General features: G+C 45.8%; 13 protein-coding genes. 6 read left to right on the forward strand and 7 right to left on the reverse strand.

The annotated features are described in order from the left end of the window. Positions 1 to 976: 976 nt before the first annotated feature. Complete coding sequence (locus QUA80_RS11960; RefSeq protein WP_333424681.1) at positions 977 to 2,248, reverse strand: aspartate aminotransferase family protein; 1,272 nt, start codon at positions 2,246 to 2,248, stop codon at positions 977 to 979. Between the two features lie 128 nt (positions 2,249 to 2,376). Here QUA80_RS11960 and QUA80_RS11965 point away from each other — a divergent pair, with 128 nt between their 5' ends. Continuing rightward, positions 2,377 to 3,651 (forward strand): ribulose bisphosphate carboxylase small subunit, encoded by a 1,275-nt coding sequence (locus QUA80_RS11965; protein WP_333424683.1) that lies wholly within the window; start codon positions 2,377 to 2,379, stop codon positions 3,649 to 3,651. Between the two features lie 187 nt (positions 3,652 to 3,838). On the opposite strand, the gene rbsK is transcribed toward QUA80_RS11965, so the two are convergent. Then, positions 3,839 to 4,765 (reverse strand): ribokinase, encoded by a 927-nt coding sequence (gene rbsK / locus QUA80_RS11970; RefSeq protein WP_333424685.1) that lies wholly within the window; start codon positions 4,763 to 4,765, stop codon positions 3,839 to 3,841. 242 nt (positions 4,766 to 5,007) lie between these two features. Between rbsK and nblR the strand changes: the two genes are divergently transcribed. From nblR to QUA80_RS11990, 4 genes are all read left to right on the forward strand, one after another. Further along, positions 5,008 to 5,703, forward strand: coding sequence for a response regulator transcription factor NblR (gene nblR, locus QUA80_RS11975; RefSeq protein ID WP_333424687.1), 696 nt, complete (start codon positions 5,008 to 5,010; stop codon positions 5,701 to 5,703). 96 nt (positions 5,704 to 5,799) lie between these two features. Beyond that, complete coding sequence (locus QUA80_RS11980; protein ID WP_333424688.1) at positions 5,800 to 6,330, forward strand: DUF192 domain-containing protein; 531 nt, start codon at positions 5,800 to 5,802, stop codon at positions 6,328 to 6,330. A 490-nt stretch (positions 6,331 to 6,820) separates the two neighbouring features. Next, a complete protein-coding gene (locus QUA80_RS11985) occupies positions 6,821 to 7,033 on the forward strand; it encodes a hypothetical protein (RefSeq protein ID WP_333424690.1) in 213 nt (70 codons plus the stop codon). A 115-nt stretch (positions 7,034 to 7,148) separates the two neighbouring features. Further along, positions 7,149 to 7,364 carry a DUF2949 domain-containing protein gene (locus QUA80_RS11990; protein WP_333424691.1) on the forward strand — a complete coding sequence of 72 codons (216 nt, stop codon included), beginning with the start codon at positions 7,149 to 7,151 and terminating at the stop codon, positions 7,362 to 7,364. 55 nt (positions 7,365 to 7,419) lie between these two features. Here QUA80_RS11990 and QUA80_RS11995 read toward each other — a convergent pair whose 3' ends face one another. The 5 genes from QUA80_RS11995 to QUA80_RS12015 form a co-directional block, all read right to left on the reverse strand. Beyond that, positions 7,420 to 8,577: an alanine--glyoxylate aminotransferase family protein gene (locus tag QUA80_RS11995; protein WP_333424693.1), complete on the reverse strand. Its 1,158-nt coding sequence runs from the start codon at positions 8,575 to 8,577 to the stop codon at positions 7,420 to 7,422. 83 nt (positions 8,578 to 8,660) lie between these two features. Beyond that, positions 8,661 to 8,906 (reverse strand): DUF5340 domain-containing protein, encoded by a 246-nt coding sequence (locus QUA80_RS12000; protein WP_041623669.1) that lies wholly within the window; start codon positions 8,904 to 8,906, stop codon positions 8,661 to 8,663. Between the two features lie 348 nt (positions 8,907 to 9,254). After that, positions 9,255 to 10,154, reverse strand: a complete 900-nt coding sequence (gene trpC, locus QUA80_RS12005; protein WP_333424799.1) for an indole-3-glycerol phosphate synthase TrpC — start codon at positions 10,152 to 10,154, stop codon at positions 9,255 to 9,257. A gap of 58 nt (positions 10,155 to 10,212) precedes the next feature. Continuing rightward, a complete protein-coding gene (locus QUA80_RS12010) occupies positions 10,213 to 10,638 on the reverse strand; it encodes a transcriptional regulator (RefSeq protein ID WP_333424695.1) in 426 nt (141 codons plus the stop codon). Continuing rightward, complete coding sequence (locus QUA80_RS12015; RefSeq protein ID WP_333424696.1) at positions 10,601 to 10,900, reverse strand: type II toxin-antitoxin system HigB family toxin; 300 nt, start codon at positions 10,898 to 10,900, stop codon at positions 10,601 to 10,603. Before QUA80_RS12015 ends, QUA80_RS12010 begins: the two co-directional genes overlap by 38 nt. A 418-nt stretch (positions 10,901 to 11,318) precedes the next feature. On the opposite strand from QUA80_RS12015, the gene QUA80_RS12020 reads away from it, so the two are divergent. Continuing rightward, positions 11,319 to 12,080, forward strand: a complete 762-nt coding sequence (locus tag QUA80_RS12020) for a lecithin retinol acyltransferase family protein (RefSeq protein ID WP_333424698.1) — start codon at positions 11,319 to 11,321, stop codon at positions 12,078 to 12,080. The last annotated feature ends 182 nt before the right edge of the window (positions 12,081 to 12,262 follow it).

The raw sequence follows: 12,262 nt of genomic DNA on the forward strand, positions 1-12,262 counted from the left end.
AATCACTAATTCACTGGACAAAAACGGACTAATAATACAAATAAAAAACCTTCCCGGCCCCACAACTGATAATTTTTTCTAGCATACCTGCTGGCATTACAGGATAGGGGCTGTCGATATTGTTGCGGGGATGACCCGCTTTCGGGTAGGGCCTTTGATTGGTAGAAATTTCTCTCCCTCTGAATTTCTCAGGTGATTTTTTTGGCAGTCAAGGTTATTAAGGCTTGTAATGCTCAACTCACTTCCATACAGCTAAATACAGATGTTGAAAATTGAGCGGCGAGAGAGACAAGAGCACTCTTTGGTCTGGCGACCGGAATAACAGCGGCCCTGCTGGGCCTATCTCTCACCGAATGTACTGGTTATCCAGCACTGTCGAGTGTTTAGCCGATAGCTGCTTCCGTGCAGCAATTAAATCACTTCCTGATTTAAATTTCAATCCCTAACCGGATGTACGAGTCTCCGAGAGATTCTAGATTAAAGGATCGAATCAGTTAAACCAGGATTCAAAAGTCGCAACTGACAGGCAGATAGCGAGACTAGCACCTACAATCGCTAATAATATTTTCGCGTTAATCTTTGGTAAAATCCCGGTTTAACGAGCCGTCACTGTTTCGGGGCGTTTCACAGAGAATATTCGAGTTGATGATACAAGTCTATTTTATCTTGATGTATTTGGCTCGATCGGCGTTCCGCAGCCGTTAAAAATCCCAAACCCGGAGTCTGTTAACTTTAAGACTTAGGTACAGGGATTAAAGAAACCGGGTTTTTCCACATCAACCCCCCCGACCGAGTTGCAGGGGGGCAGGTTGACATTTACCCCATCGGACTTAGGCTAAGAACCCCGGTTTTTGGGAAACTATTGGGTTTGGTAACGAGAAATCAGGAAAGAAACCGGGTTTAGTCGGAATAGTGCATCTAGATATGGCAATCGCCCGGTTCAGCGCTACGGCTAACAAAAATTAACTCACTAGATTTAGTCTACCGCTTGAGAGCGCAGGGCTGATTCCACTGCCAGCAGAGCTCGATCGACTTCAGCGGCAGTGACAATCAGCGGCGGGACAAACCTCAGCACTTTCGGCCCTGCAGGAACCAACAGAACTCCCGCGGCGATGGCAGATTTGACGATATCGGCCGATGTAAGTTCGATGTCGGCTTGCAATTCCATCCCGACAATCAAACCCCAGCCGCGCACCTCAGCAATTAAATGCGGATATGCCGCCGCCAACTTGTTGAGCCCTGCTTTTAACTGTTCCCCGCGCTGCTGCACGTTTTCCAGAAGGTTTTCCCGTTCCAAAGTTTGGCACACGCACAAAGCTACAGCGCAAGCAAAAGGATTGCCGCCGAAAGTGCTGGCGTGACTTCCCGGTTCCAATACATCGCAGGAAGATTTGCACAGCATAGCGCCGATCGGGATACCGCCGCCCAATCCTTTGGCAGATGTAAAGATATCCGGTTCAATGCCGAGGTTTTCGTAGCCCCAGTATTTGCCGGTGCGTCCCATCCCGACTTGCACTTCGTCGAGAATTAGCAAAATGCCTTTTTCGTCGCAAATTTCGCGAATTCGCTGGAAGTAAGCGATATCTCCGGGGCGAACTCCGCCTTCGCCTTGCAGCGCTTCCAGCATAATTGCTGCTACTTGGCGTTCGTCTTTGTCGAGTTGCTCGATCGCGCTTTCGATCGCACTAATATCGTTGTACGGCACGTAGTGAAATCCGGGAACCAAAGGACTAAAACCCTTCTGGTATTTAGGCTGTCCCGTGGCCGTAATTGTCGCCAAAGTCCGCCCGTGGAAACTCGCAACGGCGGTAACGATTGTCGGATTCGAGATATGTAATTTTTCCTGGGCGTACTTGCGGGCAAGTTTAATTGCCGCTTCATTAGCTTCCGCGCCGGAGTTGCAAAAGAAGGCTCTGTCCGCGCAAGAATGGTCTACAAGCCACTTTGCCAGCTCGCCCTGTACGGGGATGTAATAAAGATTAGAAACGTGGTGCAGGGTCTGAATTTGCTGAGTTACCGCTGCAATCATTGCCGGGTGGGCGTGTCCGAGAGTGCAGGTAGCAATACCAGCCACAAAATCGAGATATTCGCGGCCCTCGGTATCCCAAACGCGGCAGCCGAGGCCCCGTTCTAGGGCGATCGCAAAACGCCCGTAGGTTGACATTACATAGCTGTCGAAGCTTTCAGAACTGAACAAACTGGCTTCGGCTTCCACGCTTGGTTCTTTTAGTAAGGTTTCTGGACTCACGAATCGCTCCTTAACACATAATATGCAGACCTCGATTGTACGGTAAAAATCCAGGTTAGCGGTGCAAGCTGTTAGTTTTGTCATAAAATCGTAACAGTAACATCAATTAATCCCTCACAAATCTACTGATGAGTTATTACATTTCTCCTAACTTTCTCGATAAAGTTGCGGTGCACGTCACTAAGAACTTTTTAAATTTGCCCGGGGTAAGAGTTCCCCTAATTTTGGGAATTCACGGCCGCAAAGGAGAAGGCAAAACTTTTCAAACCGAACTGGTTTTTCGGCGGATGGGCTTTGAACCGGTGATGATTTCTGGTGGGGAATTAGAAAGCCCGGATGCAGGAGATCCGGCGCGTTTAATTCGCTTGCGCTACCGAGAAGCTGCGGAGCAAATTCGCGTGCGGGGCGAGATGTGCGCCATTTTTATTAACGACTTGGATGCCGGTGCGGGCAGGTTTGATACTACTACTCAATATACTGTCAATACTCAGATGGTCAATGCGACCCTGATGAATATTGCTGACAATCCAACTAACGTGCAGTTACCGGGAAGTTATGACAGTACGCCGCTGCACCGAGTGCCGATTATTGTCACCGGAAATGATTTTTCTACGCTGTACGCGCCGCTGATTCGCGACGGGCGGATGGAAAAGTTTTATTGGGAACCCAGCCGGGATGATAAAATTGGGATTGTTGGGGGAATTTTTGAGTCTGACAAATTGTCAAAAACAGAGATTGTGGGGTTAGTCGATCATTTTCCCGATCAGGCGATCGACTTTTTTAGCGCTTTGCGATCGCGCATTTACGACGAACAAGTTCGCGAATTTATTCACAAAGTAGGAATCGAGCGAGTTTCCAAGCGTTTGGTAAACACTTTGGAAGCAGCGCCCGATTTCAAAAACCCGGATTTCAGCCTCGCTCATTTATTAGAAATGGGCAGTTTGATGGTGGGCCAACAAAAGCGGATTCAGGAAATGCGCTTAGTAGATGAATACAACCAATCGCGGCTTTTCAACGTTAAAGGAACCCCTAACGCCCCTGCTGCTGCGCCCGCGCCAAGTCAATTAAACGACCCGTCATCCAAATATTATAAGGCTTACGATGAGCCAAGTTCAGAAGGTGGTAACGGTCATGCGGCGCGGCTGAGTTCCGAGGTATTGGAACAAGTGCAGCAGTTGTTAGCAAGAGGCTGCAAAATTGGCATAGAATATGCAGATAATCGGCGATTTAAAACAGGTTCTTGGCAAAGTTGCGCCACAATTCAAACTGCACAGGAAAAAGATGTGGTTGCATCTTTAGAAACTTGTTTGGCGGAACACGGCGGCGAATACGTGCGGCTGATTGGTATCGATCCAAAAGTCAAGCGGCGGGTAGTTGAAACAATTATTCAGAGGCCAAAGTAGGGTAAGCTGTTTCAGATTTAAATTCTTACATATTGGGGGTGTTGCTCAAAGCCCACCCCACAAAATTTTGATTGTTTTTTACATAAAATAGACCTATGACGATCGTTCACTTTCATCTCTTGAAATTATCTGCGTTCATCTGTGTTTATCTGCTTGAAATCTGCGGTTAACCGGCTCTATCAAAGATTTATCCAATCACTCTATTGTGCAAAAAATTATCAAAAGTTGCCCGATCGCACATAGCAACTTGAGCACCCACTTTAGTCGCGCACAGAGCGCCCGCTGCTGCGCCCCACCGCACCGCTTCTGACAAGGACAGACCGGCATCTAATGCAGAAGCCAACCCGCCGTTAAAAGCATCGCCAGCGGCCACAGTATCGATCGCCTCCACAGCAAAAGCCGGTACAAAAAACGTTTCATCCGCAGTAACAGCAACAGCCCCGCGATCGCCCAATTTGACAATAACATTCTTGACGCCGCGCTCCTGCAACTGTTTGGCAGCTACAATCGCTGTTTCGGTGTCATTCACCCGAAAACCCACTAACTGGCCGGCTTCCACTTCATTCGGCGTGATAATGTCAATTAGCGGATAAAGTTCCAGTGGCAAATCTGCCCTAGCCGGTGCTGGATCTAGAATAACTCGCACCCCCGCTTGACGAGCAGCTTTCGCAGCTTTTTGGACAACTTCCAGGGGAATTTCTAACTGTAACAGCAAGGATGTAGCTGCTGTTAAGAGTTTTTTGAGACGTTCTATATCTGCTTCACCGACATTGTTATTCGCCCCCGGAATCACAATAATATTATTTTGACCTGTCTCGTCTACCGCGATAATTGCCACTCCTGAATGAGTGTTTTGGTCTATTAATACATTGTCTGTATTTACCCCATAAGATTGTAAATTTGTCAATAATTCTTCAGCAAATTTATCGTTGCCGACGCGACCGATCGTGTGGGTGGAAGTGCCGAGACGGGCGGCGGCGACGGCTTGATTTGCTCCTTTGCCGCCGCCTGCAGTGAAAAAATTGCTACCGATGATAGTTTCCCCTGGCTGCGGCAACCGGGGAGTTTTTGCTGCTAGGTCGATGTTGATACTGCCGAATACGATGATGGTCATAAATTATTCAATTTGGTAATTGGTAAGCTGTAGCGCATTTAATTTGTCAGCTACTTTTTACTTAAACTCTGTGGGGCGGGCAGGATAGCCCGGGGCGATCGAGTTTCAATTTAAATGCCAAATAGCTTAATTGGTAATTGGTAATTTTCCCATTCTCCCACTTTCCCCCTCTCCCTCTCTCCCCCTCTCCCTCTCTTCCTTAAGACGTGCTAGAACAGTTATGGTCTCCACCGGTCAATTCAATGGCTGCAACTACTCTCGATCGCAATCCCTGTGTCCTGCTAGTTGAAACAGACGAAGTTCTCGCCGGACACTTGAGTCTAGATTTAAAATCCTCCGGCTACGAACCGGTAGTGGCTTCTAATACCGCCACCGGGCAACATTTAGCCCGTGAATTGCAGCCAGCTTTGATTGTAATCGATCGCATACTTGGCCCAGAGTCGGGGCTGTCACTGTGTTCTTACCTCAGAAGTATTGGCAATCGGGTGCCGGTGCTGCTATTGGTCGGTCGCGATACAGTTGACGATCGCGTCGCTTGTCTGGAAGCTGGTGCGGATGATTATTTTCTCAAACCTTACCGCACTGAGGAGTTTTTGCAGTTGGTGCGCTTGTATTTGCAGCCGGATAACACCAGCAACGAACAATTGAGGTTTGGCGATTTAGTTTTGGATTTGGCCTCTAGGCGGGCCCTACGCAACGGACGGGCGATCGACCTGACGATGAAGGAATTTGAGCTGCTAAAGTATTTGATGGAACATCCCCGCGAGGTTTTGACTCGGGAACAAATTCTGGAAAATGTTTGGGGTTACGACTTTTTGGGCGAGTCGAATGTGATTGAGGTTTACATCCGCTATCTGCGCCTCAAGATTGAAGATGAGGGCGAAAAGCGCTTGATTCAGACGGTGCGCGGTGTTGGCTATGTGATGCGGGAAGCTTGAAGCAGTCAGTTGACAGTTGTCAGTTGTCATCACTCAACGCAGTCAACAGTCAACAATTGCCAATCTAAAATCTAAAATCTAAAATCTAAAATAATTATGAGTTATTTAACTAATTTGCTCGGTATTGGAGTAAGTATATTTTTGCTGGGATGTTCGCCGATTTTACCTGTCGCAAATACTGGTGCTACTGGTATTTTGGCGGCTGAGTCTCCGACGGCGACAACATCGGGTCAAGTGCTGCCCGTTTCTGCTAGAGCTCGGATAGCCGATCGCCCAATCGAACTCGAAGTGGCGAAAACAGTCGAACAGCAGGCTATGGGTTTAATGTACAGAACTTCTTTGCCGGATGACAGAGGAATGCTGTTTGAGTTTAAACCGGCGCGGTTGGTCAATTTTTGGATGAAAAATTGCAAGATTTCTCTGGATATGATTTTTCTGCGGGATGGGGTGGTTGAGGCGATCGAAGTTTCTGCACCTCCTTGTACTGCCGATCCTTGTCCTACCTACGGGCCCAACACTGTTGTCGATCGAGTTATTGAGCTCCGGGGCGGGCGGGCTGCTGAACTCGGTGTCAAAGTGGGCGATCGTATTGAAATCGAGTTTTTTAACGAAAACCTCCATCAATAAACTATCCCCCGGTTTCCTTATTGCTTCTTTTTAGAATCCGTTACGGAATCCGTTGCCGAACTGCCCCCTGCCTTCGGAAGAGCGGAAAAAATTTAGAAACTTTACAAAAATTGATAAAATCTGTTAAAACATTAATGTAACATTCAGTACAAACACCAAAAGATTTGCTACGATGTCGATCTCAGTCAGTCAGAACTTGAGCTTGTTTCCGGAAGCTGTAGATTCTCGGTCGCAGGTATGAGACGAGTCAGCGACTCGTTACCAATCCTGAGAGACGATACTCAGCCTCAAGGTGTAGCAACACGAAAAGAAATTCTCTGGAAGTTCTGGCGATCGAGCTAAATCTACTAAACCTATCTAAAGTAATATGCTACGAGCCAACTTAATTGGCGTTAATTGGCAAAGTTAACTTCTGGTAGCAGATTGGGGTTGGCTCGAAATATCTAACGAAGTTTGCCGAAGTAGATGTGCGGATTCTGCATTTTGGCAGATGAAGTTAAACTCTGAACCTGGTTTAGTAGTTTTAGGTAGCAGAATTTATTCTGATTCGCACTGCAAAGATGCCGAGGTATTCAGTTTAGGTTCGATCGCAATCGCAAGTCGATCGGGCCGACATCAGCAAAATTGCAAAACCTTTCACTTTTTGGGAAAGGTTAGCTTGTGCGCTCGCACTCAGCATTATGTTTGGCAGTTCAACCGCTAATAGCGTTTTAAAAGCTATCGACGGTAACAAGACAAATTTAAAACTGGCTTATTACTCATCAAAAACATCAGGTTCACATCCGAAAATGGTGTCCTATACTTAGAGGTGAAATCAGATGGCACCCGCTAAATACACTCGATTAATTCGATTTTTACAAGAAGATTTGGCAATTTCTCCCGCGTCAATTGCTGTAGCCGAACGTGTCGGCGGTGACAAACAGCCGCAGCGCGATAAAGACCCGAATTCCTTGCCGATGGTTCTGTGGCAATACGGTTTAGTCACTCTCGAACAGTTGGATAAAATCTTTGATTGGTTATCCGAAGCATATTAAAAGGATTTTAGATTTTAGAGAGAATCCAAAATCCAAAATCCTTTAATAACTTGGATTAGGATTCAGCCAAGAATTTGGCAGCAGCGGCAACGCCGGCACCAGGAGTGTAGCCTTCATGACCCAATTCTCGCAACACGACTTCTAAAGAGGAAATTGCTGCTAGAATATCGCGATCGCACACAAACCCCAAATGACCGATTCGGAAGATTTTACCTTTCAAATGGTCTTGTCCGTCGGCGAGAGCAATGTCAAATCTTTTTCTCATCAAAGTCCGCACTTTTTGAGCATCTACGGATGCTGGCGGCATCACCGAAGTAATCGCAGGACTAGCGGCATCATCAGCGGCAAACAACGGCAAACCTAAAGCTTTTACAGCAGCGCGAGTAGTTGTCATTAAGCGTTTGTGCCGCGCGAAAACATTTTCCAACCCTTCTGTTTTCATCATCTGAAGCGATGCTTGCAGGGCAAAAAACATATTCACAGGGGGAGTAAAAGGAGTGGTATTTTTGGCAGCTTCTTTGCGGTATTTGCCCAAATCCAAATAATAGCGGGGCAGTTTCGCAGTTTTGTAAGCTTCCCAAGCTTTGGGACTGACTGCCACAAAACCCAAACCTGGAGGAATCATGTAAGCTTTCTGAGAACCCGAAGCAATGACATCGATGCCCCAAGCGTCCATCGGAATATTGACAGCGCCCAAGCTAGTGACAGCATCTACCATAATTAAAGCTTCGCCGTGTGCTTTAACGTGGCGGTTGATGGTTTCGAGGTCGTTGAGGACGCCGGTGGAGGTTTCCGAGTGGGTGATGATGACAGCTTTGATTTGCTTCTGTGTATCTGCTTCGAGTTTTTCGCGGAAGTGTTCGGGGTCTAAAGGTTGGCCCCACTCAGCTTTAATAATTTCGGCGTTTAAACCGTAAGCTTCGGCAACTTCAGCCCAACGTTCGCCAAATTTGCCGTTTGTACCGACTAAAACTCGATCGCCCGCACTTAAGAAATTAATTATCCCAGCTTCCATCGCGCCGGTACCGGAAACAGTTAAACTCAGCACGTCACTTTTAGTTTGGTGCAGCCATTTCAAATTTTCGGTACATTCTGCAAAAATCCCGTCAAATTCCTTGCTGCGGTGGCCCATCGGGTGTTTTGCCATCGCTAACAAGGCCGCTTCAGGCACCGGCGTCGGGCCGGGAATCATCAGCATTAATTTGTTGTCCATGATATTGTCCTAACTTTTCCTGTGGGAGTTCTATAGAATAAATCAAATACGATACGATACGTCGCGTCGATACTCTAAGTTTTTTAACTTTTAACTCCCTTGTGGTTAATTTCATTTAGAGACCAGCGGTGTTCTACCGCTAAGTTCGATCGCTCGCAGCTTTGTTCTAATTGCTTTTGAATGGCAAGGGCTTTACGCAGTGTAATAATAAGTTGGTGAACTTGTTGCTGCTGCGGCGATTGTGGACTTACAGCAAACATCGTTTTGCGCTCTAACAATTGAAGTAGCAATTCATAATGAATGTACGAAGGAAGGGGGATTGGCTCCATGAAAGCTAATATACCTCAGCGAACCGACACCCCATTGCAATTGCATGAGGCATCACAGGTGAACATTAGATGCCCGATTTTTTATTTGTTTTCTAACCGTACAAAAACCCCTGCTTTGCCGATCGCATATTCGGGGCTGGGTGCGTTGGACACGCTAAATTTTGCGCTCGACAGGCTTACAGAATAGATTTAATTGCTTTCTGGCAAAATATTTCTATGAAATATAGCTTTGAATGCTATTTTTTTTACAGTAGCGCTTTAGTCGATGCAGGCTAGAAATTCTCATTATTTACCTACTCAATCATTTTTTATCAGAATTATGGGTGGTTTGTCAAGCAGTCTCGCCTTTCACAGGCTGGGAGGGCGATCTGCCAGCGAGGCTAAAGCCGCACCCGGATCGGGCTGTTTGACTAGAGATTCGCCGATGAGAACGGCCTGAGCTCCGGCGCTGGCAACTTGAGCGAGGTCGTCGGGAGTGTGGATTCCTGACTCGCTGACTATGAGGATGCCTTTTGCTTGAATTTCGGTTTGGCGCGAGGCTAATAGTTGGCTGGTGGTTTCTAGGCTGACGGAAAAATCTGCTAGGTTGCGGTTGTTGATACCGATCAGGTTGACGCCTTCTAGGGTTAATACTCGATCGAGTTCTTCGAGAGTGTGAACTTCGATTAAGGCTGTCATGCCTAAAGTCTTGACAATTTTCACAAAATATTGTAAGTCTTTGTCAGATAGAATGGCTGCTATTAACAATACAGCATCAGCGCCGTGAATTCGGGCGAGATAGATTTGGTAGGGATAGATTATAAACTCTTTGCAAAGCAGGGGTAAATCGACGGCGGCACGGATTTTAGCTAGGTTGTCGAAGCTGCCTTGAAAGAACTTTTCATCGGTAAGTACGGAGATGCAACTAGCGCCGTTTTGTTGGTAAGCTAGGGCGATCGCCACTGGGTCAAAATCTTCGCGAATTACGCCTTTGCTGGGGGAAGCTTTTTTAACTTCGGCGATGATAGCGGGTGTGGTTTTGCCGTTTTTAAGGGCGGCAAGAAAGTCGCGAGTTGGCGGTGCGAAGGGGAGTTTTTTGTGAAGTTCGGATAACGGGGTGCGATCGCGCTTTTGGGCCACTTCAGCTTCTTTTTGCCAGACGATTTCTTCGAGGATGTGCTGGGGTTCGGCGTCGGGTACGGCGATTTGGTAGCTGAGGTAGAGTACGGAGACTGATGTGCTGGGGGGACGGCGGCGGATTTGAAGCATGATAGGGGGATAAAGGGCGATCGTAACAAGTTTCAACGTATTATATAATGGTTTACGATTAATCAAACAGAAACAAACCGGGATTTACATGAAAAAATTTTCCCAAAGCCTCAGCTTGTTTTTTGCTAAGTTCTAGCTGACCGTTAACGATTTCAGTTACCGTCTCAACTGTGCCAATAATTCCTACTAAATCTGCTAGTTCTAAACTTCTAGCATCCATCAAATGAAGAAGTCTTGAGTGGGGAGTTGAAGCATTCAGTTGATAGTGATTTTCTTCATAATCCTCAATAAGTTTGACTAAAAGTTCTAACAGAGTATCTTCTTCGGGAGTTAGATTGTTCCGAGATAGCCAGTTTTCAACTATTTCTAAAAAAGTCTCGTTTTCCTCTTCATTTTTGATAATTCGAGGTTGATATTGAGATAGCAGGCTGCTGTACCTGTCGGAGTCAAAAGTAAGGGTCGTTTTTCCAGTTCTCTTTGTCATATTCTGCATGAGTCAAAATGTACTTGATATAAACAATCTGCTTTTGATAGTTAAGACTTACGATTAAGCGATATTTATTTCCTTTGATATTAAAAATTGTCAAATTTCCAACTGCTTCAGCTTGAGGATAAATAGTTTGAACTTCAATAAGTTTAGTCCAATTGGCTTGACTAGCAATCTTGTACCAATCATCGAGGGCTTCGCAGGAATCAGCATGATTTTGGCAGTAGTCTCTTAATTTTTTGCGACTGATAACGTGCATTGAGCGATCGTTCAGATGTTTTGCAGATACCTAATTCTATCAAATTTAAGTGTGAACGGCTAAAACCCCAATTTTACTACTAAAAGGGCGATGGGGCTTCTTTTTCTATGTTTGGGCGGGAATAGTTACTTTTGACATACTCTTTTAGTACCGGTGCAAGGGTAAAAAATGTGCGCTCGCCCTCCGGGATTTTTTTAACTCATGAACGCCGTCCCAGGATTGCATAACTTTCAAAAATTGCGATCGAGATAATTGCATATTCTCTCAAAAATTTCGATAGGCTGCCGTTAAATAAATATTGAATCATTATTGCCACTATTTTTAACTTCTTGCAAAGCGTCTAAGTGTTTTCTCGTATTGACTAAGCAAGCTTATCTGTGATATTTAATACTTATTGAACCTCACCTGGTTAAAAACTATGGCAAAAGGCGATCATATCTACATTCAACAGATTCCACACACTCATCACGGTATCGACTGTGGCGACGATAGTGTTATTCATTATGGAAAGCGTCAAGGTGGAATAATTTGTCGTATTTCTAAGAATGAGTTTGCATCAGGAAACAAAATTTATGTAAAGGAGTATGGAAAATGTTATTCAGATGATTCAGTAGTCAGACGAGCAGAGGGCAGGTTAGGCGAAAAAGGATATGACCTTTTCAGCAATAATTGTGAGCATTTTGCTTATTGGTGCAAAACAGGAAAATATAAGAGTGAACAAGTCGAACAAGCTGAATGTGGAGTTACTGGTTTATTTCAAGGAGTAGCTATTAGCACAGGAACCAAGGTTGCAATTGAAATCGCAACTGAAGCTGCGATTCAAGCTGCCAACCCTATATCTAAATTTCTCATCAATGTAGGGCTGAAGCAAGCCCCTGCTGTAGCTGGTAAAGCGGCTGCTGGTATTGGAGGCGTGGGTGGTATAGTCAGTGGATTAGCTGCTGAGTTCATAGTTGGCAAGATACTTGAAGATGATGAAGCTTTGACTGAACGCGAACGTGAAGCACGAAAAAATGGAAGAATAGCAGGACAAGTTGCATCAACAATTGGAGGTGTTGGCGGAGGTATTGCTGCTGCTACGGTTGGTGGTAGCGTTGCCATTGCTGCTGCTGTTGCGGCTCCCGCAGTATTAGGTATAGCAATTGGTTTAGGTGCTTATCACCTACTCCAAGGCGAGTGAAAATTGATTTAGCTGCTGAAAGAGCGATCGCGCTTCTATTGTTGAGGTGCAATCGCTCTTTTTTTGAGTATCACTAATTCTGTTTCTCCAACACCATAGGGGATTTTTACCGCTTTGACAACCATTGATAAGACAAACTATAGTGAGTAGGAGAAAATCGGAGTGGGGTATTTGGTATAACG

The organism is Microcoleus sp. F4-D5 (assembly GCF_036704885.1).
Classification (GTDB): Bacteria; Cyanobacteriota; Cyanobacteriia; order Cyanobacteriales; family Microcoleaceae; genus Microcoleus.

Bases quoted from the DNA above. Each gene is read 5' to 3' on its own strand.
- QUA80_RS12020 (WP_333424698.1), top strand. From the start codon at position 11,319: ATGGCAAAAGGCGATCATATCTACATTCAACAGATTCCACACACTCAT.
- QUA80_RS12000 (WP_041623669.1), bottom strand. From the start codon at position 8,906: ATGGAGCCAATCCCCCTTCCTTCGTACATTCATTATGAATTGCTACTT.
- nblR (WP_333424687.1), top strand. From the start codon at position 5,008: ATGGCTGCAACTACTCTCGATCGCAATCCCTGTGTCCTGCTAGTTGAA.
- QUA80_RS11990 (WP_333424691.1), top strand. From the start codon at position 7,149: ATGGCACCCGCTAAATACACTCGATTAATTCGATTTTTACAAGAAGAT.
- QUA80_RS12010 (WP_333424695.1), bottom strand. From the start codon at position 10,638: ATGACAAAGAGAACTGGAAAAACGACCCTTACTTTTGACTCCGACAGG.
- QUA80_RS11980 (WP_333424688.1), top strand. From the start codon at position 5,800: ATGAGTTATTTAACTAATTTGCTCGGTATTGGAGTAAGTATATTTTTG.
- QUA80_RS11965 (WP_333424683.1), top strand. From the start codon at position 2,377: ATGAGTTATTACATTTCTCCTAACTTTCTCGATAAAGTTGCGGTGCAC.
- QUA80_RS12015 (WP_333424696.1), bottom strand. From the start codon at position 10,900: ATGCACGTTATCAGTCGCAAAAAATTAAGAGACTACTGCCAAAATCAT.
- trpC (WP_333424799.1), bottom strand. From the start codon at position 10,154: ATGCTTCAAATCCGCCGCCGTCCCCCCAGCACATCAGTCTCCGTACTC.
- QUA80_RS11995 (WP_333424693.1), bottom strand. From the start codon at position 8,577: ATGGACAACAAATTAATGCTGATGATTCCCGGCCCGACGCCGGTGCCT.
- QUA80_RS11985 (WP_333424690.1), top strand. From the start codon at position 6,821: ATGAAGTTAAACTCTGAACCTGGTTTAGTAGTTTTAGGTAGCAGAATT.
- rbsK (WP_333424685.1), bottom strand. From the start codon at position 4,765: ATGACCATCATCGTATTCGGCAGTATCAACATCGACCTAGCAGCAAAA.